Origin of the sequence: Flavobacterium aquariorum (assembly GCF_003254745.1) — a bacterium.
Taxonomy (GTDB): domain Bacteria; phylum Bacteroidota; class Bacteroidia; order Flavobacteriales; family Flavobacteriaceae; genus Flavobacterium; species Flavobacterium aquariorum.
The window spans coordinates 537,558-561,259 of sequence record NZ_QKXH01000001.1; the positions used below are offsets into that span (position 1 = coordinate 537,558).

The 23,702-nt window shown below is 34.6% G+C and carries 20 protein-coding genes; 12 read left to right on the plus strand and 8 right to left on the minus strand.

What is annotated here, in order from left to right; translation table 11 throughout:
- Nucleotides 1-39 precede the first annotated feature (39 nt).
- The 5 genes from DOS84_RS02280 (at nt 40) to DOS84_RS02300 (ending at nt 6,539) form a co-directional block, all read left to right on the plus strand.
- Nucleotides 40-1,002, plus strand: a complete 963-nt coding sequence (locus DOS84_RS02280) for a PorP/SprF family type IX secretion system membrane protein (protein WP_111408479.1) — start codon at nt 40-42, stop codon at nt 1,000-1,002.
- A gap of 287 nt (nt 1,003-1,289) precedes the next feature.
- Nucleotides 1,290-2,477, plus strand: a complete 1,188-nt coding sequence (locus tag DOS84_RS02285; protein ID WP_111408480.1) for a phosphoglycerate kinase — start codon at nt 1,290-1,292, stop codon at nt 2,475-2,477.
- A gap of 468 nt (nt 2,478-2,945) precedes the next feature.
- Nucleotides 2,946-5,000 (plus strand): LysM peptidoglycan-binding domain-containing protein, encoded by a 2,055-nt coding sequence (locus DOS84_RS02290; RefSeq protein ID WP_111408481.1) that lies wholly within the window; start codon nt 2,946-2,948, stop codon nt 4,998-5,000.
- 45 nt (nt 5,001-5,045) lie between these two features.
- The gene (locus tag DOS84_RS02295; RefSeq protein WP_111408482.1) at nt 5,046-6,017 is read left to right on the plus strand and encodes a DUF4837 family protein; all 972 of its coding nucleotides are present in this window, start codon (nt 5,046-5,048) and stop codon (nt 6,015-6,017) included.
- A 75-nt stretch (nt 6,018-6,092) separates the two neighbouring features.
- Nucleotides 6,093-6,539, plus strand: coding sequence for a GNAT family N-acetyltransferase (locus tag DOS84_RS02300; RefSeq protein WP_111408483.1), 447 nt, complete (start codon nt 6,093-6,095; stop codon nt 6,537-6,539).
- Nucleotides 6,540-6,645: 106 nt separating this feature from the next.
- Here DOS84_RS02300 and DOS84_RS02305 read toward each other — a convergent pair whose 3' ends face one another.
- Nucleotides 6,646-8,286, minus strand: coding sequence for a S41 family peptidase (locus DOS84_RS02305; RefSeq protein ID WP_111408484.1), 1,641 nt, complete (start codon nt 8,284-8,286; stop codon nt 6,646-6,648).
- 115 nt (nt 8,287-8,401) lie between these two features.
- Entirely contained in the window at nt 8,402-8,797 is a 396-nt protein-coding gene (rnpA, locus tag DOS84_RS02310; RefSeq protein ID WP_111408485.1) for a ribonuclease P protein component, read from the minus strand.
- 243 nt (nt 8,798-9,040) lie between these two features.
- Between rnpA and DOS84_RS02315 the strand changes: the two genes are divergently transcribed.
- From DOS84_RS02315 to DOS84_RS02325, 3 genes are all read left to right on the plus strand, one after another.
- On the plus strand, nt 9,041-9,775 hold the full coding sequence (locus tag DOS84_RS02315) for a lysophospholipid acyltransferase family protein (RefSeq protein WP_111408486.1): 735 nt from the start codon (nt 9,041-9,043) through the stop codon (nt 9,773-9,775).
- 13 nt (nt 9,776-9,788) lie between these two features.
- Nucleotides 9,789-10,775, plus strand: a complete 987-nt coding sequence (locus DOS84_RS02320; protein ID WP_111408487.1) for an acyl-ACP desaturase — start codon at nt 9,789-9,791, stop codon at nt 10,773-10,775.
- A 155-nt stretch (nt 10,776-10,930) separates the two neighbouring features.
- A complete protein-coding gene (locus DOS84_RS02325; protein ID WP_111408488.1) occupies nt 10,931-11,584 on the plus strand; it encodes an HD domain-containing protein in 654 nt (217 codons plus the stop codon).
- A 22-nt stretch (nt 11,585-11,606) separates the two neighbouring features.
- On the opposite strand, the gene DOS84_RS02330 is transcribed toward DOS84_RS02325, so the two are convergent.
- Complete coding sequence (locus DOS84_RS02330; RefSeq protein ID WP_111408489.1) at nt 11,607-12,002, minus strand: hypothetical protein; 396 nt, start codon at nt 12,000-12,002, stop codon at nt 11,607-11,609.
- A gap of 377 nt (nt 12,003-12,379) precedes the next feature.
- Here DOS84_RS02330 and DOS84_RS02335 point away from each other — a divergent pair, with 377 nt between their 5' ends.
- The 3 genes from DOS84_RS02335 to DOS84_RS02345 all read left to right on the plus strand — a co-directional run bounded on the left by DOS84_RS02335 (nt 12,380) and on the right by DOS84_RS02345 (nt 15,952).
- On the plus strand, nt 12,380-12,961 hold the full coding sequence (locus tag DOS84_RS02335) for an LOG family protein (RefSeq protein WP_111408490.1): 582 nt from the start codon (nt 12,380-12,382) through the stop codon (nt 12,959-12,961).
- Between the two features lie 216 nt (nt 12,962-13,177).
- Nucleotides 13,178-13,915 (plus strand): hypothetical protein, encoded by a 738-nt coding sequence (locus tag DOS84_RS02340; RefSeq protein WP_111408491.1) that lies wholly within the window; start codon nt 13,178-13,180, stop codon nt 13,913-13,915.
- Nucleotides 13,916-14,419: 504 nt separating this feature from the next.
- Nucleotides 14,420-15,952: a hypothetical protein gene (locus DOS84_RS02345; protein ID WP_111408492.1), complete on the plus strand. Its 1,533-nt coding sequence runs from the start codon at nt 14,420-14,422 to the stop codon at nt 15,950-15,952.
- A 26-nt stretch (nt 15,953-15,978) separates the two neighbouring features.
- Here the strand turns inward: DOS84_RS02345 and DOS84_RS02350 are convergent, their stop codons facing one another.
- The 5 genes from DOS84_RS02350 to metG all read right to left on the minus strand — a co-directional run bounded on the left by DOS84_RS02350 (nt 15,979) and on the right by metG (nt 22,567).
- Nucleotides 15,979-17,352, minus strand: coding sequence for a hypothetical protein (locus DOS84_RS02350; protein ID WP_111408493.1), 1,374 nt, complete (start codon nt 17,350-17,352; stop codon nt 15,979-15,981).
- A gap of 66 nt (nt 17,353-17,418) precedes the next feature.
- Entirely contained in the window at nt 17,419-18,048 is a 630-nt protein-coding gene (locus DOS84_RS02355; protein ID WP_111408494.1) for a chloramphenicol acetyltransferase, read from the minus strand.
- Nucleotides 18,049-18,215: 167 nt separating this feature from the next.
- A complete protein-coding gene (locus DOS84_RS02360) occupies nt 18,216-19,472 on the minus strand; it encodes an OmpA family protein (protein WP_111408495.1) in 1,257 nt (418 codons plus the stop codon).
- A 278-nt stretch (nt 19,473-19,750) separates the two neighbouring features.
- Nucleotides 19,751-20,437 carry an HAD family hydrolase gene (locus tag DOS84_RS02365; protein ID WP_111408496.1) on the minus strand — a complete coding sequence of 229 codons (687 nt, stop codon included), beginning with the start codon at nt 20,435-20,437 and terminating at the stop codon, nt 19,751-19,753.
- 69 nt (nt 20,438-20,506) lie between these two features.
- The gene (metG, locus tag DOS84_RS02370) at nt 20,507-22,567 is read right to left on the minus strand and encodes a methionine--tRNA ligase (RefSeq protein WP_111408497.1); all 2,061 of its coding nucleotides are present in this window, start codon (nt 22,565-22,567) and stop codon (nt 20,507-20,509) included.
- Nucleotides 22,568-22,949: 382 nt separating this feature from the next.
- Here metG and DOS84_RS02375 point away from each other — a divergent pair, with 382 nt between their 5' ends.
- Complete coding sequence (locus tag DOS84_RS02375; protein WP_111408498.1) at nt 22,950-23,372, plus strand: hypothetical protein; 423 nt, start codon at nt 22,950-22,952, stop codon at nt 23,370-23,372.
- The last annotated feature ends 330 nt before the right edge of the window (nt 23,373-23,702 follow it).

Here is a 23,702-nt window from a genome sequence, read left to right on the forward strand (position 1 = left end):
AGATTAGAGAGTGATTAGTTATCCAAAATAAAAAATGAAATGAAAAAGATCTTAATTAGCATTTTTCTTTTGACTGTAACAGCCAGTTACAGTCAAGAGCTTAATGTTCCTGTAGCGACACAATATTTGGCCGATAATCCTTATGTGATTTCACCCAGTTATGCTGGTATTGGTGATAATTTTAGAATCAATCTTAATGGATATCAGCAATGGGTTGGGGTAGAGGATGCACCTCGAAGCCAAGCTCTTTATGCCGATTTTAGAGTTTTGGACCAATCTGGTGTCGGGTTGACTTTGTACAATGATTCCAATGGAAACACAAAACAAGCAGGGGGGAAACTTACCTTTGCGCACCATATTATTTTGGACTATTATTCCAAACAGTACCTTTCGTTTGGGCTTTCGTATATTTATAATTCGTTTCGTATAGATCTTCCAGATTTAGGTAACGTTCCTCCAGATGCGGGAATTACCGATAATCGTTCTACTACCAATAATAACTTTGAGGTGGGACTTTTATACCGTAACAAAAGTTTTTATGTGAGCGCTACAGCCACCAATATTTTGCAAAAAAATATCGATTTTACAACAACTAAACTTGAGCCAAATTTGCTGGCCAATTATCAATTGTATTCTGGTTATGTATTTGATATTGGGAATAGAGCTGAATTGGAACCGTCCGCTTATTATCAATTATTTCAAAGTGATGGACGTTCTAATACGGATTTAAATTTAAAGTATAGAAAGTTCAATCGATATGAAGATTATTATTGGGTAGGAGCCACTTATCGTTTTTTGAATGATCAAATTGGTCAGCCGCTAGGTGTAGGTCCTATGGTTGGATTTACTAAAGGATATTTCTCAATGGGTTATTCTTATCAAATTACTCTTGATAATAATCTAGCTGCTCATAATTCGGGAACCCATTCCTTAACGATAGGATTTAGATTCTTGCAAGGCGTTAGTAACTGTCCTTGTACCCAAAGTCCGGTACATGATTAAATATGGATTTTTTAAAAATAATTAAAGCACAAATTGGTTCTGGTTTAGCAGAAATAATTTGTGCTTTTTTGTTGTATTTCCAATGAATCTGAAGTGTATGTTTTTTATGTTAGGGCCTTATAGGTTAATGCAAATTAATTGTATAAAGAGTATATAGGTTTGTGTTTATTTTGTATTTACATCGATTTCGTTAGTAAATTCATAATTTTTTTAGAATTTTCAAATTTAATACTTATTTAAAAGTTATATCTTTGTTATTCTTTCAAAAACAACTAAAAAAAAGAACCATGAAGACTTTGAATAACTTTGATTTCAATAATAAAAAGGCAATAATAAGAGTAGATTTTAATGTTCCCTTGGATGAAAATTTTAATGTAACCGATGCTACTCGTATTGAAGCTGCAAAACCCACTATAGATGCTATTTTGGCCCAAGGAGGAAGTGTAATTTTAATGTCGCACTTAGGGAGACCAAAAGGAGCGCAAGATAAATATTCGTTAAAACATATTCTAAAAACAACTTCGGAAATTTTAGGTGTGCCAGTTCAATTTGCGGCCAATTGTGTTGGAGCAGAAGCTCAGAATGCTGCTAAAAACTTAAAGCCTGGGCAAGTATTATTATTGGAAAATTTGCGTTTTCATGACGAAGAGGAGGCTGGAGATATTGCTTTTGCAAAAGAATTAGCTTCACTTGGAGATATTTATGTAAATGACGCTTTTGGTACAGCACACAGAGCACACGCTTCAACAACTATTATCGCTCAGTTTTTTCCAACTAGTAAATGTTTTGGACTATTATTAGCCAAAGAGATTGAAAGTTTAAACAAGGTCTTAAAAAATAGCGAAAAACCGGTTACTGCCGTTCTTGGAGGTTCAAAAGTATCTTCAAAAATTACAGTTATTGAAAACATTCTCGACAAAGTTGATCACATGATTATTGGTGGTGGAATGACATTTACGTTTGTAAAAGCGTTGGGTGGAAAAATTGGAGATTCTATTTGTGAAGATGATAAACAAGAATTAGCACTTGAAATTTTGAGATTAGCCAAAGAAAAAGGTGTTCAAATCCACATTCCAGTTGATGTTGTTGCTGCCAATGACTTTTCGAATACAGCCGACACACAAATTGTGGATGTAAGAGAAATTCCTGATGGATGGCAAGGTCTTGATGCAGGACCAAAGTCATTAAAGAACTTTGAAAAAGTGATTATGGAATCCAAAACTATACTTTGGAATGGTCCGTTAGGCGTTTTTGAAATGGAAACATTTGCAAAAGGTACAATTGCACTTGGAAATTATATTGCTGCTTCTACTCAAAATGGTGCATTTTCACTTGTTGGCGGTGGTGATTCAGTGGCAGCCGTAAAACAATTCGGTTTTGAAGATAAAATGAGTTATGTTTCTACTGGCGGTGGAGCCATGTTAGAAATGTTGGAAGGTAGAACATTACCTGGAATTGCTGCAATATTGGACTAATAGTATTGATGTTTTCATCAATTTTTATCCCTTGAATTTTTAAATTATTAGTTATACTTCTTTGAAAATCAATCTAACCTTTAGTCACTTTATTTGTGACTAGAGGTTTTTTTTATTATAACGCACTAAAATACAATAATTTACGTTATATAACAAAGTAATGCAATCTATTGCTCCATTCCAAAGTTCCATTTTTTAAATAGCTAATTTTTATAATTGTTTTTAATCAAAAAATATGTTTTTCAGTTTTTGATTTGAGTTATTTTTAATGAGAACTTTGTGTCGAATTTTAAGTTAATATTTCTATCCTTTTTGAAATTATTTGCTTACAAAATTTAAAAAAATAAGTTAAATGCCGTTTTTTTTTGTATTTTTAACATTATTTATGGTTTGAATTAGAAAATACATTATATGTTTGCAAGAATTGATTTGTAATCGTTTGAATAGTAGCGAATTGAAATTAAAGTTATGACAATAAAAAATACCACCTTTTCCTTTTTTCTTTTGCTTTCTTTTGCAGCATTCTCGCAGAGTTCTGTGAATAAAACAGAAGCAGTGAGTTATGAAAAACCTGTTTCATATTTAGATTCCATAAAAAAAACCTTTGTTAAATACGATCGTACCGTCAAAACTGATAGTTTGTGGATGAATCAAATAGGTAGCACCTTAGATATCTATAATGATTTGGAAACAGAAATTAATACCGTAAACATTGATAAAGATATTGATATAGAGTTGCCAACTGAATTACTGAAAGAGCGACTGGCGGCGATGGATGCTAAATCGCCTTTTAACATCGAATACAATCAGGGTTTAGAAAATTTAATAAAGTCCTTCCTTAAAAATAGACGTAAAGCTTTTGCCAATCAAATGGCGGTTGCCCAATATTATTTCCCTCTTTTTGAAGAGGCATTAGCCAAACAAAATGTTCCTTTAGAAATAAAATATTTAGCTGTTGTGGAATCGGCTCTAAATCCAAAAGCAGTTTCAAGAGTTGGAGCAACCGGTTTGTGGCAGTTCATGTATCAAACAGGAAAACAATATAACTTGAATATCGATTCTTATGTAGACGAACGTTCGGATCCTTTAAAATCTTCGGAAGCAGCAGCGCAGTATATGACTAACATGTACGCCATTTTTAACGATTGGGATTTGGTTTTGGCTTCTTATAATTCGGGGCCAGGAAATGTAACCAAAGCCATTCGTCGTTCAGGTGGACAGCAAAATTTCTGGAACATCAAGGATAAGCTGCCAAAAGAAACTCAAGGTTATGTTCCGGCTTTTCTTGCCACGATGTATATCTACGAATACCACAAAGAACATGGTATTGTTCCCAAGAAAGCTTTAGTTAGACATTTTGCTACCGATACCGTAATGGTTAAAAAAGAGATGTCATTTGCTCAAATCTCTAATTTATTAGATATTCCAGTTGAGCAACTTCAAGCATTAAATCCTTCGTACAAACGCAATGTAATTCCAAATTACACAGGGAAGAGCCATTATTTGACTTTACCTTCAAGTAAAGTGGCTGTTTTTACTTCGAATGAAGATAAAATTTATGCTTATGTTCAATATGAAAGTGACAAAAGAGAGAAAATTTATGAGGGCAGAAGGTCTAATTTTATCAAAGATTCTGCAGCTACGGCATTAGCATCCAACACCAAAGTGAAATATTACAAAGTGAAGCGCGGTGATAATCTTGGTGATATTGCAAAAAGAAATGACGTTGCAGTATCTGACTTGAAGAAATGGAACCGCCTCAAAGGGAATTCAGTCGCTGCCGGTAAATCGTTGAAGATAATTATCGAAAAAGATTCGGATTCAAGTAGTGCTCAATTGGCTTCAAATAGTGATAAAAATAAAGCTTTAATAGTAAAAGACAATACTAGTATTGCAAGCAAGGAAAACAAAGCAACTGTTGATAAAACGGATACGCTTGTTGCCAATGCAACGAATTTCTACATCGTTCAAAAAGGAGATAATTTAAATACTATTGCCAAAAAGTACAACATTACTGTGGCAGAGATAAAAGAATGGAATCACCTGTCTTCTCAAAATATTAAATTAGGCGCTTCATTACAAGTTGGTAATGTAGTTACACCTGTAGCGAATGAAACTGCTGTTGCCGTAGTTGCAGCATCGGAACTTAAAGATATTCAATACGAAGTGCAAAAAGGTGATAACCTTGGAAGTATCGCTAAGAAGTTTGGAGCTTCTTTGGCGGATTTAAAGCAATGGAATAACCTGCACTCCAATAACATTTCTGTAGGAAATTCATTGGTCGTTGCTAAAAACGAAATAGCGATTAACACCAACAATGCTACAGTGGATTCTTTTAAGAAAAAAGACATTGCTACTGCTTCATCCAAAAATGACGATAGTAATTATCTGGTACAAAAAGGAGATTCTTTGTTTAGCATTTCTAAAAAATACCCAGGAGTTACAGTATCCGATTTGAAAAAGTGGAACAATATCACTGGAGATGATTTAAAACCAGGAATGGGATTGAAAATTAAAGGATAATTAAATAAACTGCAGTATATTTGAAGTCTATTCAGATTTTTTAAAATGAATAAAACTGCTATATTACTTGTATTTACTCTTGCAACTCTTATTTCTTGTTCTAAGAAAAAAGAAGATAACTCCAGACACTCGACCGGAAAGATTAATGCTATTTCAATTGTTATTGATAATCAATTGTGGAATGGTGTTGTTGGAGATAGTATCAGAAATAAATTTGCAAGTCCTGTAGAAGGTTTACCAAAAGAAGAGCCTATTTTTGACATTAATCAATACCCAACTAATGTAATGGAGGGTTTTGTTACTAAAAGCAGGACGATTATTGTTATTAAAATAGGTTCTGAGAATCATTTTGAAGTGAAACAAAACCAATATGCCACTCCTCAAAATGTATTTCATATAACCGGAAAATCAGTTGATGCCCTTCTGGAAGTAATTGAAAAGAACACTCCATATATGATTCAAAGTATCAAAAAAGGAGAAATTGATGCCCATTGGGAATTGTTAAAAGATTCATTGGTGATTCCCAAAACACTCCAAAATCAATTTCAGCTTGATCTTAAGGTTCCAAAGAGCTATTCTTTCAGTATTAAAAATAAAAATTTCGTTTGGCTAAAAAGAGAATTTTCCAGTGGATGTTCTAGTATTCTGGTTACCCAATTTCCTGTTAGCAACTTTAATCTAGAGGGCAATATTTTGAACCAGATTGTCAAAATTCATGATTCTATTGGAGCTGCCTATATTAAGGGTGAAGAACCTTCCTCAAACATGTATATTGACACATCCTATCCACTTTATCTTTTAGAAACTGCTTTGGAAGGGAAAACTGCCTATGAAACCCGTGGGACTTGGCGATTGAAAGATAGTTTTATGTTTGGCCCTTTTATAAGTTATTTAATCGTAGATCCCAAAAAGAATAGAATAACTTACCTCGTCGGATTTTGTTATGTTCCCTCGAAAGACAGACGTGATTTCATGCATGAATTAGAAACGATTTTAAAAGAGGTAAGGATAAATTGATTTTGTTTTGAATACTAATAGTTTTGAGTTTTATATTTGTAAACTTAAATTGAGAAAATAATAAAGATTCCAAGAATGACTATAGAATGGAAAATAAAGCCTTTTGAGGCATTATCAGTAAACGAATTGTATGACATACTCCAATTGCGAAGCAGGATCTTTGTGGTGGAGCAAAATTGCGTCTATCTTGATCTTGATGGTAAGGATAAAGTCGCTTTGCATCTTTTTGGAATTTTTGACGGTAAAGTTGTGGCACACGCCCGACTTTTTAAATCTGGAATTTCTTTTGATAACGCATCTATTGGAAGGGTAACGGTTGATCCCGACTACAGAGAAAGAAAATGGGGGCATGAATTGATGAAAGAAGCTATTGCTGGTATTTTGGAGCACTTTGGCGAAAGCCAAATTACCATTGGAGCTCAGTTATATCTCAAAAAATTTTATGAAAGTCTAGGTTTTGTGCAATCCAGCGAAATGTATCTAGAGGATGATATTCCGCATATTGAAATGGTGAGAGAGTAATATGGTTTGCTTTTCAGCAGAACTTGTGTAAATTTTAATTGGGTTATTTTTGGACTTTTATGACCAAAAATAACCCAATTTTATTTCATCCTTAGATGGTTTTGTGTCAAATTTTCAAAATCGAATTGTATTCCGTCGAAGTGTTTAAAATATTTACTGCTTTCTTAATTTCGGGGTTATTTTTAATGTAATAATCATAAAGACCTTCCTGATATTGATAGCGTTTAATGATTTCGTCCAGTAATAAGCCTTTAATTTCTTTTTGGTTTTTATCCAATAATGCATTTTCTGATTTCTGAAGCGCTGTAAGCAATTGTTGATACTCTATAGCAATTGATTCATCCAATTTTTCTTTCTTGGCGGTTTCCAAAGTGTTTTTTAGAGCTACTTCGGTTTCCGTATCAAAAGTTATTTTTTGGGTTTTTAGGAATTGTTTAAAATCGGCATAATCGGAATCGGTGATTACCGGGATTTTTGTGCCTAAATTGGGATTTTTATAATAATAGTATGTGGCGTAATTAAAAATACCGTCGTTTTTTAATAGGGCATTAGCAATCGGACTGGTCTTGGTTTCTTCCATTTCAATGTCCGGTAAAATTCCGCCTCCATCATAAACGGTTCGTCCTTTTCTAGTTTTAAAGGCATTGTAGTTTTTGGCATCAGTTCTTATTGCTACGCCGTTTTTGTCCTTATGTGCATAATCCAGTGCTTGTATGCATCTTCCCGAAGGCGTGTAATAACGGGAGATTGTTACTTTAAGCTGCGTGCCGTAGGTTAATTCTACAGGTCTTTGAACCAAACCTTTTCCGAAACTGCGGCTTCCCAAAACTACCGCACGATCCAAATCCTGCAAAGCTCCCGAAACAATTTCGGATGCGGATGCACTTCGTCCGTTAACTAAAATAATCAAGGGAATTGTTGTGTCTATAGGATCTTTGGATGTTTTGTAAGTGTTGTTGTGTTTCTCAATTTTTGATTTTGTCGTTACGATAATTTCATTTTTTGGAACAAAAAGATTGCAAATATTTACCGCTTCGTTCAATAGCCCACCGGGATTACCTCTTAGATCCAATACAATTCTTTCGGCACCTTCTTTTTTTAATTGTTCCAACGCTTCTCTGGTCTCAGTTGAGGCTTTTCTGTTGAAGTGATCCAATACGATATAACCAGTTTTATCATCAATTTTGGCAAAATAAGGAACCGATTTGATTTCAACTTCGTCCAATACAATTACGGTCGAATAAGGTTTGCCTTGACGAATGTATTTGATGTCGATTTTGGTGTTTTTGGAACCTTTTAATAATTGGGAAGCATCATCTTTGAAATCGGCCAGAGGAGTGTCGCCTATTTGAATAATTTCATCTCCCGCTTTTAGTCCCGCTTTATCGGCTGGAAAATTTTTATAGGGTTCTTTAATGATGAGTTTGTCTTCTTTTCGGGTTATCAATGCCCCGATTCCGGTATATTCACCTGTATTGTTGATTTTGAATTTGAGAACTTCCTGTTCATTAAAATAAACTGTATAAGGATCAAGTGAACTCAACATTCCCTTGATGGCGTTGTTCATTAACTCTGCTGGAGTGGTTTCATCGACATAATTTTTGTTCAATTCCTTGAATAGCGTCGTGAAAATTTCCAATTGTTTAGCAATCTCAAAATAGTCGTCTTTGAAACTTACCCCCACAAATAAAAAGGCAGAGGCAACAACTGGAATAATGAATTTTTTTTGGAAAAAATTGGTTCTCATTTTCAATGGGCTGGTTTATATTGTACTAAAATAAGAATTAAATGCAACACCTCGGTTAATAAGAGTGGAGTTAATTTATTTTTAACAAATAACGAATATTCGTTTTTGCAGACTTCTATTTTTCTTTGCTTTCGTTTACGGTCTTGATTTGCAACAGGAATTTCTCAAATAGCTGTATAGTTTTGGTATTGATTTCCTCATAAGACAATCGGTCTTTACTTTGGTAAAAAAACATAAAATTGTACGGTTGGTCTAAATTGTCTGCCAGCAAATGTTTGTTGAGTCGGTAGGTTTCGCGTAATAAGCGTTTAAAATAATTGCGGTCAACCGCTTTTTTGAAATACTTTTTGGACACCGAAACTCCAATTTTTATTTTTTCGCCATTGCCAAAAGTTGCTGGATTGTAAACCAATCGCAAAGGATATTTGGATACCGATTTGCCCTCGGTAAATAGTAATCCAATAGCTATTTTGCTTTTGAGTTTTTCGTTTTTTGGATAGGTGAAGTTCATTTTGTTAAATACACAGAATTATAGTAAGGGCAAAGGTACAATTAATGTGCAGTCATACAACAGGCCGTTTTAAATGCCTTTGGATTTACAATTCGGACAAAAGTTTCTTTTTTATTTTGATAATTTGTGATTAAAATTTTGTAAATTCATGTATTACAAATAATTATATGGGATTGGATTAATTGCTGGAGTTATAAATAGACCTAAAAATATATTTCTTACTTTTGTGGCAAATTTAATAGTATGCAAAAGTTAATTTCGTATCCCTTATCTTTTATTGTTTTAGTATTAGTGCTGTTGACTTTGGTCGTGTTTCACCCCATTCAATGGTTTTGTTTACACGTATTTGGTTATCAGGCTCATAAAAAAAGTGTTGATTATCTGAATTTTATTTTACTGAAGATCGTCATCATTTTGGGTACGACATTTAGTTTTGAAAATAGAGAAAGTATACCAAAAGGAGTGCCTGTCATTTTTGTGGCAAACCATCAGAGTTTGTATGATATTATTGCGATGATTTGGTTTTTGAGAAAATCTCATCCCAAATTTGTGAGTAAAAAAGAGTTAGCAAAAGGGATTCCAAGTGTTTCTTATAATTTAAGGCATGGCGGATCGGTAGTTATAGATAGAAAAGATCCAAAACAAGCAATACCTGCTATCAAAAAAATGGCAGATTATATTGAAAAACATAAACGTTCGGCAGTGATTTTTCCAGAAGGTACGCGTAGTCGCAATGGAGTGCCAAAGGAATTTGCACAGACGGGTTTGAAGATTTTATGTAAGAATGCACCGTCGGCTTATATAGTTCCTATAAGTATCAATAATTCATGGAAACTTTTAAAATACGGAACTTTTCCGTACGGTTTAGGAAATCATATTACCTTTGTAGTGCATGAAGCATTCGCTGTAAGGGATTTTGAGTTTAAGGATGTCATGCAAAAGACTGAATCAGCAGTCGTAAATGGAATAAAAATTTAATAATTTATAAATAATGTCTATAAAAAACATTCGTCTAGAAGTAATGCAATTTCTAGAAAACAAGGTGGATAGTTTTGTTGATCAGTACTTGATACCTGTAGAGAAAATTTGGCAACCTTCTGACTTTTTGCCTAATTCTGAAAGTGATAATTTTCTAGAAGAAGTAAAGGAACTTAGAGAAATCTCAAAAGATTTGCCATATGATTTTTGGGTAGCAATGGTTGGAGATATGATTACTGAAGAAGCTTTGCCAACATACGAAAATTGGTTGATGGAAGTGGAAGGTGTCGATAATCTGGAAAGAAACGGTTGGGCCAAATGGGTTCGTCAATGGACTGGAGAAGAGAACCGCCACGGAGATTTATTGAACAAATATTTGTATTTGTCAGGTCGTGTGAATATGCGCGAAATCGAAATGACAACCCAACATCTAATCAATGATGGTTTTGATATCGGAACTGGTAGGGATCCCTATAAAAATTTTGTCTACACGAGTTTCCAAGAATTGGCTACTTATGTTTCTCACAACAGAGTGTCACAATTGGCAAAAAGTTATGGGGATAAGAAATTAGCAAAAATGTGTAAAATGATTGCAGGTGACGAAATGCGTCATCATCATGCTTATAGCGAATTTGTAAATCAAATTTTCAAAGTGGATCCAAGCGAAATGATGCTTGCTTTTCAATACATGATGAAACAAAAAATTGTTATGCCAGCTCATTTTTTGAGAGAATCTGGGAATAAAATCAGTTCGGCATTCGAACATTTTTCGGATTCGGCGCAACGTATTGGAGTTTATACTGCAAATGACTATGTGGATATCATGCAAAAATTAATTGACAAATGGGAAATCGATAAAATAGTTGGTTTAACAGATGAAGCCGAGAAAGCACGTGATTACTTGATGAAGTTGCCGGCCAGAATGGCTAGAATCTCAGAAAGATTAGTTATTCCTACTGAGTCATTCCAATTCAAGTGGGTAGAACCGGCAAGACTGTAATTTAAGATTTAAGATTTAAGATTACGGAATGAAGATTTTTTAAAATTGATATTGGTATTGCAATTGATATTGATTTTTGACATTTACAGTAACATTGCTGATTTTTGAGGTTTAGACTTTAAAAATCAGCATTTTTTATAAACATAAACAAGCTAATGAGTAATCTAGATTTGATAAACAAAACCATTCTTTTTGTAAAGGAGAAATTATCCAATGCGGAAGGAGGCCACGATTGGTTCCACATCCAAAGGGTGTATAAGAATGCATTATTAATAGCCAAAGGAGAAAACTGTGACGAAATTGTCGTTAAGCTCGGAGCTTTGCTACACGATATAGCCGACAGTAAATTTCACGATGGAGACGAAACAGTAGGACCAAAGGTGGCTCGTGAGTTTTTGGAAAGTGAAGGTGTTTCGGAAACTATTATTTCTCATGTTATCCAAATCATAGATAATATCTCTTTTAAAGGCGGAAAAACTGAAAAAACGTTCTCTTCTATCGAATTGGATATCGTTCAGGATGCAGATCGTTTGGACGCGATTGGAGCAATTGGGATTGCCCGAGCTTTTAATTATGGCGGATTCAAAAATAGATCCATGTATAATCCTCAAGTCGCACCAAATTTGCACATGAGCAAGGAAGAATACAAAAGCAGTCAAACACCTACAATAAATCACTTTTATGAAAAATTGTTGTTGTTGAAAGACAAAATGAATACCGAAACCGGTAAACGAGTAGCCGAACAAAGACATCACTATATGCAAGGATTTCTGGCTCAGTTCTATGCCGAATGGGACGGGGAACTTTAGATTGCAGTCTGAAACCTGCAATCTAAATACCTTTCTCTTTCATTTCCAAAATCACATCCGATGCATTCTTAAAAGTAGGTGCTTGTTCGATGATACTTCCAACACGTTTTTTGTTCAGTTTGAAAGTGATGTCATTTTCGGTGGTGAACAAAAGTGCGGTCAGGAACGGGTTGTTCATGTAGGGAGCAAGGATAAGATAGGCCTCGTCAAGCGAATGAAAACTTTCAATTTCCTCCGTTTTGTATCGCGCCGTAACCGAAAGGCTAAAAACCCCATCATTTAAAACTGGGCGCACATAGATATTTTTTAAATCAGTATCGCCTATAGTTTTGGCCAAAGTCAGTTTGGCGTATGTTTTATTGGCGATGCTTTCTTTTACTTTTTCCCAAAATTCGGCAAATACAGGTTGAAAAGACATAGATTTTATTTTTAGGTATTATTGAAAGGCAAAATTAACTTTTTGAAAGCAAACAAAACACTTTTCACACCAAGATAATAGTAGTTTTTGATTGTATCATTATGTTTTTTGCTTTCCGAAGTATATGACCACTTGTTAGAAGAGGAAACTAAACAGTCCGAAGTATGTGACAGTCGTTTCGAAGCTTACAACACTCATTCCGAAGCTCGTATCAGGGCATTATTTTTTCTTCGAATGCCCTGTTTTACTGAGCGGAGAGTAAAAGCTGCTGGGATAAGCTGAAATCATGCTTAGCAAGTTTATAACTATTATTTCCTATATTTGAACAAGGGAAAAACCAAGTATCTGACAGTTCAAGTTGAAAAAAAACTAAAAAAATGAAACGAATAACTGTATTCTGTGGTTCTAGTTCAGGAATCGAAGAAATATATAGTTCACAAGCGACCTTGCTTGGAGAAACATTAGCCAAACGAGACATCGAATTAGTGTATGGCGGAGCCAACGTTGGACTTATGGGAGCCGTTGCTGACGGCGTTTTGAACAATGGAGGAAAAGCAATCGGAGTGTTGCCTAACTTTTTGAGGTCAAAAGAAATTGCCCATAAACAACTCACGGAATTGATTTTGGTCGATACCATGCACGAGAGAAAAACCAAAATGAATGACCTTTGCGACGGCGTAATCGCGCTGCCTGGTGGTTTTGGAACTTTGGATGAGCTTTTCGAAATGCTGACTTGGGCACAACTTGGACTGCATAAAAAACCAATTGCCATTTTAAACATTGACGGTTATTTTGACTCATTGATTGCTTTCACCCAAACAATGGTCGAGAAAGGTCTTTTGAAAGAAGTAAACCAACAAATGCTTTTGGTAAGCGAGACTATCGAGGATCTTCTGGATAAAATGGAGAATTACGTTCCGCCAACAGTGGGGAAATGGATTGATAAGGAAGATATTTAAAGGCCGTTAATGAAAACTAAATCAAGCCAAATAAATAATGCGGTGCATTTTATTGAGTTAGCTGAGATATTTATCGGAGATTTGCAGTGAAATTAAATTTCCTATCATTGGTTTTTTGATTACATTTAAATTTTTAGAAAAAGATTTTCAGAGTAAGGATGTACTAGTGGTTTTAAGCAACCACAGACTCACAACAATTGATTCAAATCAATCAAAATGAAGAAAGATACCCATTCGACATATTCAATGCCAACAATTGAGGATTCTATTGCGCATAACCAGATAATGAAAGCCGACTTATTGCCCGATCCAGAGTCGCGTTTGGATTCTATGAACATGAAGGAAAAGCCAATTGGAGATTCCAGTATTCCGTTTAGAGATATGACTGATGCTGCGAGTAAACGGAAAAGTATTGGCCGACTCATTGATAAATTGGATGTTGCCACAAATGTTAGGTATCAAAGAACAGTAGAAGACACTTACTGTAATGTGTATTCGTATGATTATTGTTATTTCTGCAAAGTATATCTGCCTACGGTTTGGTGGACGAATGAATCCCTGGAAAAAGTATTAGAAGGAGAAGCCGTTGAAGCTGTTTTTGAGCAAACTGTTGATCGGATTTACTCCAGTGCAATACACGATTGGTTCTTAGAATGGGGTGAAAGCTTTGGTTGGAAAAGAATGTTTTCGGTCGATGAAATGCAATCTCAAGTGAACGAGAATGGCGGAGTTGGAATCATTTGCGCCAAAAGAAAAATAAAAGGACTTTCTGGACATATCGTTCCTGTTGTTCCCGAAACGGATTTGCATCGAGCATATCGAGAGAATGGACTTGTCGTTTATCCACTGCAATCACAAGCGGGAAAGGAGAATTATAACTACTTTTCGGAAGTCAGAAAAGACTGGTGGAATGATGAATTATATTCCTCTTATGTGTTTTATTATCACGAATAATTTAAAAAATTAATCTGATATCTCAAACATTTTGCATTATTATTGATTTTCAGTGAATTAACTACTTGGAAATAAGATAATAATGAAGTACTTTTGCAACTTGGAAAAAACAAGAATGGCAAAAGTCACAATAAGGCTATTAATCTGCTTAAATTATTGATATAAAAGTGATTAATAACAATAGTAATTTTATAACCCCCTTATAAAATTTCACTTTTTATCAATCGTTCAGTCGATACAAGTGCAGATTTCTGAGACTGAAACCGCCATGAAGAAATTTTCTTCCAATAATATGAAAAGCGGTTCCTGACAACCAAATTTTGAATATTATTTCGGAAGAAATAAATTCCTAAAATTTAAAAAATAATAGAATGGATTTAACAATTTGTTTAATCCCTTAGAAGGATCGTCTCTGTTCTTTAATTTAACAGATAAAAGATTCCTATTTCCGAATAAAAAAAGACTTTAAAAGATCAATTAACCATAAAAAGAAAACTAGTATAAATGAAAGACAATCAGACAAAAAAATATTATTGGGGAATAGGATTAGAAAACGAAACCTACATGCAATTTGAAGAATCCCTAATAGTTTCTGGTGAGTTTATACAAGAAAAAATTGGTTTTGAGAAATACAGTATTGATTACAGAAAATGCTATAAGCCAGAAAGTCTTACCCCTTTATTAAAAAAGGCTTTTGGTTTGAATGAAAATTACAAAGTGAGCAGAATGATTAATAGTCATTCGTTAGAAAAACTGGATGTAAATTACCAACACAAAACACTGTCTGCAGTTAAATCATTGGATACTGATGAGGTTAATCCACAACCACTTGAAAATCCAGACTATCTTGGAAAATCTATCATGGAACTTTTTCTTGAGGATCAACCGTACAATATTCAAAGTATGATTACCCAAAGAAACAAAACGATGGGTTCTGTACATTTTGATGGAGATTCTATCGAATTTGTAACCAAATATTTTGAAAACCGAACGATAGCCGATTCCTGTAAAGAACTTAAAGCCACTAAAAAATTATTCCTTGATAAAATTAATGAATCGGCTGTACTGAATGGGAAATTAAATTTTCCCGATTACAATAACGGTCTTAATATGTTCATGACCAATCAGGAAAATCTTGTTTTGTTCAATAACGGCACCTATCATTTTCACATTACGTTGCCCTCATTGACTGAAGACAGCAGGATTGTGGATTACAATGATTTTGAAAAGACACACGCCAATGCTATTTATTTGTTGCAATGGTTTGAGCCTTTTTTCATAGCAACGCTTGGAAGTCCTGATATTATGGGAGTAATAAGCGATAAGTACAGTTTGGACAAAAAATTCACTTTGGGTTCTATGCGAAATGCGATGTCACGTTACATAGGCGTGGGAACTTATAACAAAGCAATGCCAAAGGGGAAAATTCTAACCTACAAAGTAGATGATTTTAGAAAACTGCTAAAGTTTGAAAAAGAAGAAAACATTTGGTGGCGTGACCAGATTGAAGTGGACATGGAATATGAATTGCTTTCGGAAGTTGGGCTTGATTTTAATCAGGAAAAAATGTATCAAAGCGGTTTTGAGTTCAGAAGCTTTGATGAGTTTCCGGCTGAGTATTTAAACGATGTTCTTTTTTCCATTATTCTTATCTGTGAACATTCTCTAAATTTACCCGATGTTCAATGGGGACATGATAGTGCGGCTTGGAATAACTTAGTCTTTAAAGCTTTAAAAAACGGTTATTTAACCGAAATAAACGAAGTCGAAAAGAATGAAGTTTTAGATTTATTGCAAATCGTGAAACCATCTGACAGCGATTATAACGCACTAAAAGCCGAATTTGAAGCCATTGTAACGCTGGATGAATTTTTCTTCAAAATATTGGCTGTTTTGCATGATAAGTACAAAGACAACAATGTTTGTCTGGATTCGATGTATGGTCAAAAAACAAGTTCTCCTCCAAAATGGGATAACTTCAATAAATACCAAACTGAAAGACATTTACAACAAATAGGGGCTTTCTGCGAGAATTAAATCTTATTATATCGAGCACCGATTTATTAAAACGAAGAGTCAAACCCATCAATGAATTTACGCATCGTATATTGTTTGGCATACGTATCGTAATATCCCATAATATAATAATTTTTGTATCGAATAATATTAGGTATCGTAACTTCGGGATGTTCCTCTCTAAAGCGGGAAATAAAATCGATGGCAAGTGGTTCCTGTACCTGTTTGGTTTGGTCCAATTTTTTATCGAACGTACTTTCAAAATATATAGTTGTTGGGACATTACGGAATGATAAATTAGTGTTGTCTTGGCCAACATCAGTAAATTGGATATCGCCGGTTCCACCCAATGTGATCAAAATGGATTTAGGTGTTTTATAAACGGTTATACCTACTTCCAAATACACTAATTGATCCAAGAACTTGGAAGTGTTTTTTAACTCTTTTGGTCTATCTCCTGCCAATTGTAACCACAAAGGAGAGCTTTTAAAAGGAATAGTTTCGGTTTTTGAAACGGTAATGCTTTTTAGGGTTTCGCCCGATTTGTAATCTTTTATTTCAAACAATAGTTCTTCTTCATTGACTTTGATTTGGTATATTTTGCTCTCGTGATAATAGGAATTGGACAGGCTGACATAATTTTTTGTTGCGGTTTTAGGAATATTTTTTTCCAAAATCTCAATAGTTGCCAAGTCAATTTCGAAAGCTTGGGTTTCATTGTCGCTATGGTCGAAGGTGAGGAGCAATCTGTTTTTTAGGACATACAATTTCGTTTTTTGACTGCCTTTGAACAATGGATTGAACTGATTCGTTTCTATTTTTTCAATGGGGCAAACTTCTAGAATTTTACTAAAAGTTATAGCTTGATTTTTACTGTTTTTAAAATTAAAAGAACTGAAATCCAATGTTTTCTCTTCTTTTTTTCCGTTTTTTAAAGCATACAATATCAATTTTTGTTCGAAGTGTTTTTGCGAAAGAATATAAAAAGTGTTGTTTTCTTGAAATTGCGTGATAATGGTTTGATTGAAAAAAGGTAAGTCATAATTAAAAACAGCAACAGCAGTTTTGGCATTCAAATCGTATTGGACAGCCATTATTTTAGTAAAGTCGGGGGTAGACCAATAAAGGGTAGGGTTGCTTTCGTCATCGAAACTATATCCGGCTACTACTTTATAAGCTATATCAGGCCTTGGTAGCGAAAATTGATTGGTCAGAAACAACGCGCTGTTGTATTTTAAGATTGTGAGTGTTTCTTTGTCGGAGGCAAATACGAAAACATCGTGTGTAGCGGTATTTTCCGCATTTACAATTTGCTTATATTCTTTAGATTTTTTTAGTTCCAATGGAAATGTAGCCAATAGTGTCTGACTAAAAAGAAAATTGCATTGAATTAGAATCAAAAAAAGAATAAATTGTTTCATAAGTTCGTTACTTTCGGGATAAAATGATTTTTTTTAAATGATTCCAAAATCTTGTAGTAATCGGATTTATTGATTCATTATTTCTTGAAAATAATCTACCATTTGACCTACATGCATGGCATCCATCAATCCGTGGTGCACATGTACTGACATTGACATTTTTCTTTTACCCTTTTTAGAAACCATCATTTTGCCAAAAGAAATTTTCGGACAGCTATCAGGAAAAGTCATGCTGCGAGCGTGTGAAAGTGAGGTAAAATTTAGCCATGGAATTGCCGAAAAGTGAATGACATTATCGTCTTTAAATTCTCTGGTGAATAATCCAGTTGTACTTTGAATACGATTGATTTCTGTTATCGCTGTTTGTTCAAAAATTGCGTAATCGGGATGGTATTCAATTAAAGAAAATCCAAAAGTACCATCAGCTCGACTTATGGTTGCCGATCCATCTATGCGGTCATGAATGTAAATATGGGTGTTCTCAATTCGATATTTGAAATTTTCAAAAGCATTTATGGCCATCAAAGTTTTGTGCAAATAATAAATAAAAAAGGATATGCCCTGTGCTTTTGATGTTTCATACGCTTTGGTACAATCAATAGTCACGTTAACTCCAAAAAAAGGTTCTTGCATTTGTTTAAAAAAAAGGAAATGCTCTTTTCGATTCCAATTGTCTAGGTCTAAAAGTTTTTTCATTTTTTAGTATTTAGTGTGATCCAATTCTTTAGCGGTCTGAAGGTTTTAAGGGAATACGTTTAAATTTAAAAACCTAGCTAAAATACTAAATAAAAAGCATTTTAAGTAAAATAAAAAAAGCCCCAAAAGAAATTTCCTTTGGGGCTTTTAGTACTAATTCAATTTATTTATTTTACCTTGAAAGTAACCCTTCTTACTAGTTTTCTGGCTCCATCAGAATCTTTTTCAACAGAGGAATCTTCACCTGCAGCAACAATATTTAATCGTGAAGAATCGATTTTAGCTTTTACAAGAATATCTTTAACGCTGTTTGCTCTTGCGTTTGATAACTTATCGTTATAATCAGACCTTCCAATTTCATCGGCGTGACCAATAATGTCAACCGAAGCCGTCGGGTTGTTTCTTAAATAAGTTAGAATAAAGTCAATTCCTTCTGTAGAAACATTTGTAGGTTTTGATTTTGCAAAGTCAAAATACGTTGTAACATATCCTTCATTGATTAGGTTACGAATCAATTCGTTATTACTCAGTAAAACAGTTTGATCTGCTTTTTTGCCATACGTTTTTTCGAAGTAACGTTCTATTTCATCAGGGATATTATTATTGTTCAAATCAACCGCTCTACCTTTGCTGTCTACCATTACACCCGAAATAGTGTTTGGTTCAGCATCAAGATAATCGACCACTCCATCACGATCCGTATCTTGCATTTTAGTATCAATATCGTTTAATCGTTTATTGATTAAATCAAATTCATTTTCGTTGTCGACAACCCAGTCAGCATGTTTTTCGTTAGAACCTAAATACACGGTCAAACCTACTGTACCATTGAAAAGAATTCCTGAAAAACCTCTGTTAGCCGTTTGACTTGCCGCATCAAATGTACCGTCTTGACCAGCTGTAAGAATGGTAGTAAAATCACCAGTTAGCGCTAAGCGATTAGATAATTTGATTTGACCAGTCACACCAGCTAAAAAGTTACCAGTTCTGTCTTTAAACGATGAATTTTCATCTTCTAATTGTGCTACGCCAAAACCAGCATGACCTAATAAGCCAATAGTTTTTGTCCAAGTTTCAAAACTCATAATTCGCCCTAAATTAGCAACCCCTTGCAAAGCTACTCTGTAATATTTAGTGTCAAAATCTGCTGTATTGTCTCTTTCTTTAAAACTATTATAACCAAAATCAGCTTTCAGACCGAATTTGTTATTAAACATGTATCGAACACCAAAATCAGCAACAAGTGGGCTGGGAGTAGATGTAGAATAGCCTGAAGTCATAGGTCTTTGTGGTTTGTTAACACCAGCTCCTAGTTCAATAGACCATTTATTGAAGTCGGTTTTTTTGCTTGTTTCTGTTGCCGTTTGAGCACTTAATGTGGTCATGCCAGAAGCGAAAACCAATGTTAATATAATTTTTTTCATAATTTCATAATTTAAATTCCCGACAAACGTACATTGGAAAGTTTGTTGGGAAATTTTAACCAGTGAATTATGAAAACATTCGTTTTAGTTTTGTAAAAAACAGCTTTAAACGTATTCTTTTAGTGTTTAATTGTAAGATTTTAAATGCATCAAATAAGTAGAGTTTATTTTAAATGCTATTATCTTTGGCTAAAAACTATTTGGCAACAGTTTATTAATGGTCAAATAGTTTCTACATAGCCTATTTGCCATTATTTCAATTTTGTAGAAGAATCTGTTTAATGTAGTTTTTTTAAAACCTCAGTTATTTTTCCAAAGGCCTGAAAGTTTTTGTGTTCGACTTTATGATCGATTTTTTCGTGCGCCCAAGTGGTGTGAAAAGGAATATGGACGGCATATCCGCCAATAGCTAAAACAGGTAACACATCCGATTTTAGGGAGTTTCCAATCATGAAAAATTCCTCGGGTTGTATCTCCAGACGTTTAATCAAATCCGAATAATCCACTTCCTGCTTGTCTGACATCACTTCGATATGATGAAAATAATGCCCCAAACCTGAATTGTGTAATTTTCGGCGTTGGTCCAATAAGTCGCCTTTGGTGGCAACCACCAATTTATATTTTCCATGCAAAGCCTCTAAAGTTTCCTCGACTCCATCCAGCAACACAATTGGCTTTTCGAGCAATTCTTTCCCGTATAGAATGATTTTTTCAATAATTTCAATCGGAATGGTATTGTTCGAAATTCGCATTGCAGCTTCAATCATTGAAAGGATGTAGCCCTTGATTCCGTAACCGTACAATTTGAGATTGTCGATTTCAATTTTAAACAGCTCCTTTGAAATTCCTTGGTGCGACAAATAATCTTCCATTAAACCACAGAATTTTTTCTCGGTTTCATCAAAATAGGTTTCGTTAACCCATAAGGTATCATCCGCATCGAAGGCTATTACTTTTAGGTTCATGGTTTTATTTATTTTACCGCGGATTCGCAGATTGTTTTTTACTAATCAATGAATCCACGGTTATTGTTATTAATTTATAGTCTCCCCATTCCCAACACCATCCACATCTGGATTAACGAAAACCAATTTTCCTTCGGCATTGGTTGTCATCAAAATCATTCCTTGACTCTCTACACCTCGAAGGTTTCTTGGAGCTAAGTTCACGAGAACGGTTACGCGTTTCCCAACGATATCTTCCGGTTTAAAACTCTCGGCAATTCCTGAAACTATTGTGCGAACATCAATTCCAGTATCCACTTTCAAAATCAATAGCTTGTTGGCTTTCGGCATTTTTTCGGCTTCAAGGATTGTTCCCACACGGATATCCATTTTGGCAAAATCCTCAAATTGGATTAAGTCTTTCTGTGGTTCCGCTTTTTTGTTCTCGGCAATATTTGCAGTTTTAGTCGCTTCCAACTTGTCTATTTGTTTTTGGATTTCCTCGTCTTCAATTTTGGAGAAAAGCAATTCAGCTTCCCCAATTTGGTGACCTGCAGGCAATAAATCAGAATTATCAGTTATAGTTTTCCAATTTAAAGGTGATTCAATCTTCAAGATTCTGGATAATTTTGTAGCTGTAAATGGTAGGAAAGGCTCACAAAGCGAACTCAAAGCAGCGGCAATTTGCAGGGCAACATACATTTGGGTTTGAACGCGGTCTGGATCCGTTTTAACCATTTTCCAAGGCTCTTCGTCTGCCAAGTATTTGTTTCCAAGTCTGGCAACATTCATCATTTCGCCCAAAGCTTCTCTAAATCGATATCTTTCAAGCGAACTTGAAATCACAGCCGGATATGCTTTCAATTCTGTTAAAGTAGCTTCGTCAACTTCTGATAATTCATTTGGTTGAGGAACAATTCCATTGTAATATTTATTGGTTAAAACCACCACACGATTAATGAAATTTCCATAAATCGCTACCAATTCATTATTATTTCTCGCCTGAAAATCTTTCCAGGTAAAATCATTATCCTTGGTTTCGGGCGCGTTTGATGTCAATGCATAACGTAAAACATCCTGTTGGTTTGGAAATTCTTCCAAGTATTCGTGCAACCAAACTGCCCAGTTTTTTGAAGTCGACAATTTATTTCCTTCCAAATTCAAAAACTCATTCGCAGGAACATTGTCTGGTAAAATATAGCTTCCTTCGGCTTTTAACATCGCTGGAAATATAACACAGTGAAAAACAATATTGTCTTTTCCAATGAAATGAACCAGTTTCGTATCTTGATCTTTCCAATATGGTTCCCATTCTTTTCCTTCGCGTAAAGCCCACTCTTTGGTAGAGGAAATGTAACCAATCGGTGCATCAAACCATACGTATAATTTTTTTCCTTCGGCACCTTCGACAGGAACATCGATTCCCCAATCCAAGTCACGGGTTACCGCACGAGGCTCTAGTCCACCGTCAATCCAAGATTTTACCTGACCGTAAACATTCGGCTTCCAGTCGTTTTTATGTCCAACAAGAATCCATTCATTCAAAAAGTCTGAATAGCGATCCAAAGGCAAAAACCAGTGTTTAGTCGATTTCAAAATTGGCGTTTCTCCTGTAATTGTCGATTTTGGGTTGATTAAATCGGTTGCGTTTAGCGTAGAACCACATTTTTCGCATTGATCACCATAAGCTTCTTCATTGCCACATTTCGGGCAAGTTCCCACTACAAAACGATCCGCCAAAAACTGATCTGCTTTGGCATCATACAATTGCTCGGTTACTTCTTCAATAAAATCTCCTTTATCATAAAGTGTTCTAAAAAATTCCGAAGCGGTATCGTGATGAATTTTTGCCGAAGTTCTGGAGTAATTGTCGAATGAAATTCCGAAATCAGAGAATGACTTTCTAATAATTCCATCATATTTATCAATTACTTCCTGTGGAGTAATGCCTTCTTTTTTGGCTTTCATCGAAATGGCAACGCCGTGTTCATCGCTTCCGCAAACAAACAAAACGTCTCTTCCCTGTAAACGCAAATAGCGGGAATAAATGTCCGAAGGCACATAAACCCCTGCCAAATGCCCAATATGTATTGGTCCGTTCGTATAAGGCAATGCCGCCGTGATGGTATATCTTTTTGGATTCTGTATCATATGTTGATATTGATTTTTTATGTAGCATATGTAATTCGCTAATTAAGATTGGTGATTACAACCAATTTAGGTACGCTCATTTCATAACTTAATTTTATTGAGTGCAAAAATAAGGAATAGAATTGAGAGTTTAATGGTTTTTATTAGAAGCTAATCCCGCTATCCGTTGCAATCCCGCGGTAATAAATTTTTAATTGGGATACAAAAAGGAGATGAATTAGCGCAACTCATTGAAAAACGAACTTTTTAATAATTTTATAAATCCATTATCATTGATTTTTCCGACTCCTTTGTAATAATGTAAATACTATCAATAATTATATAACAGTTTTCAGGCACTCCAAGGTTAATTTTGCTATTATTAATTTTAAATAAATAAAGCATGAAAACTAAAAACCTATTATTTGTATTAGCATTAAGTATCGGATTATTTGCAACGTCTTGTAATTCTAGTGATGAGAATGAAGGGGACACACTAGCTCCAATCGAAGGTAAATGGAGTATTGTCAAAGTTGGAACGACGACTAGCAATGGAGCAGAAACATTGATGGATCCACCACAAAATGTAAGTGGCTGTAACCATGATTATATTGATCTAAAGATTAATAATACATTAATTTCAGGAGATTATGATTCTACCGTTAGTGCATGTCAACTAACAACCACGTCGGGAACTTATTCCAAAGGAGATAGTAAAGTAACATTGGTTGTAAATGGCGTAAGCACTACTTATGATATTGTTAATCTAACACTTACTGAATTGAAATTAAAGAATGGTAATGCTATCTGGGTTTACACTAGATAAATATTTTATTATGATGTGACATCCTATATATTTTGGGATGTTTTTTGAAAACGGAAATGACTTTTTTAAAAGTTATTTCCGTTTTTTTTTATGGATTTAATAGGCTTAAATAAATTTTTGGTTGTATTATTCGGGAGCTATTTCCCGCTATCCGTTGCAATCTTTTTGTTTTTCCTTTAAAAACAAAAAGGATTTTCACTTCTATCGGGGCTAGGGGATCAGGTTAAAAAGGATATTTTGGTTTTCATACTGCTGGTTTTTGTATTAATCGAAAGAAGCATAATTTCATCCTTGATCCTCGTCATCACATAACCTCGATCAATTTCGAAA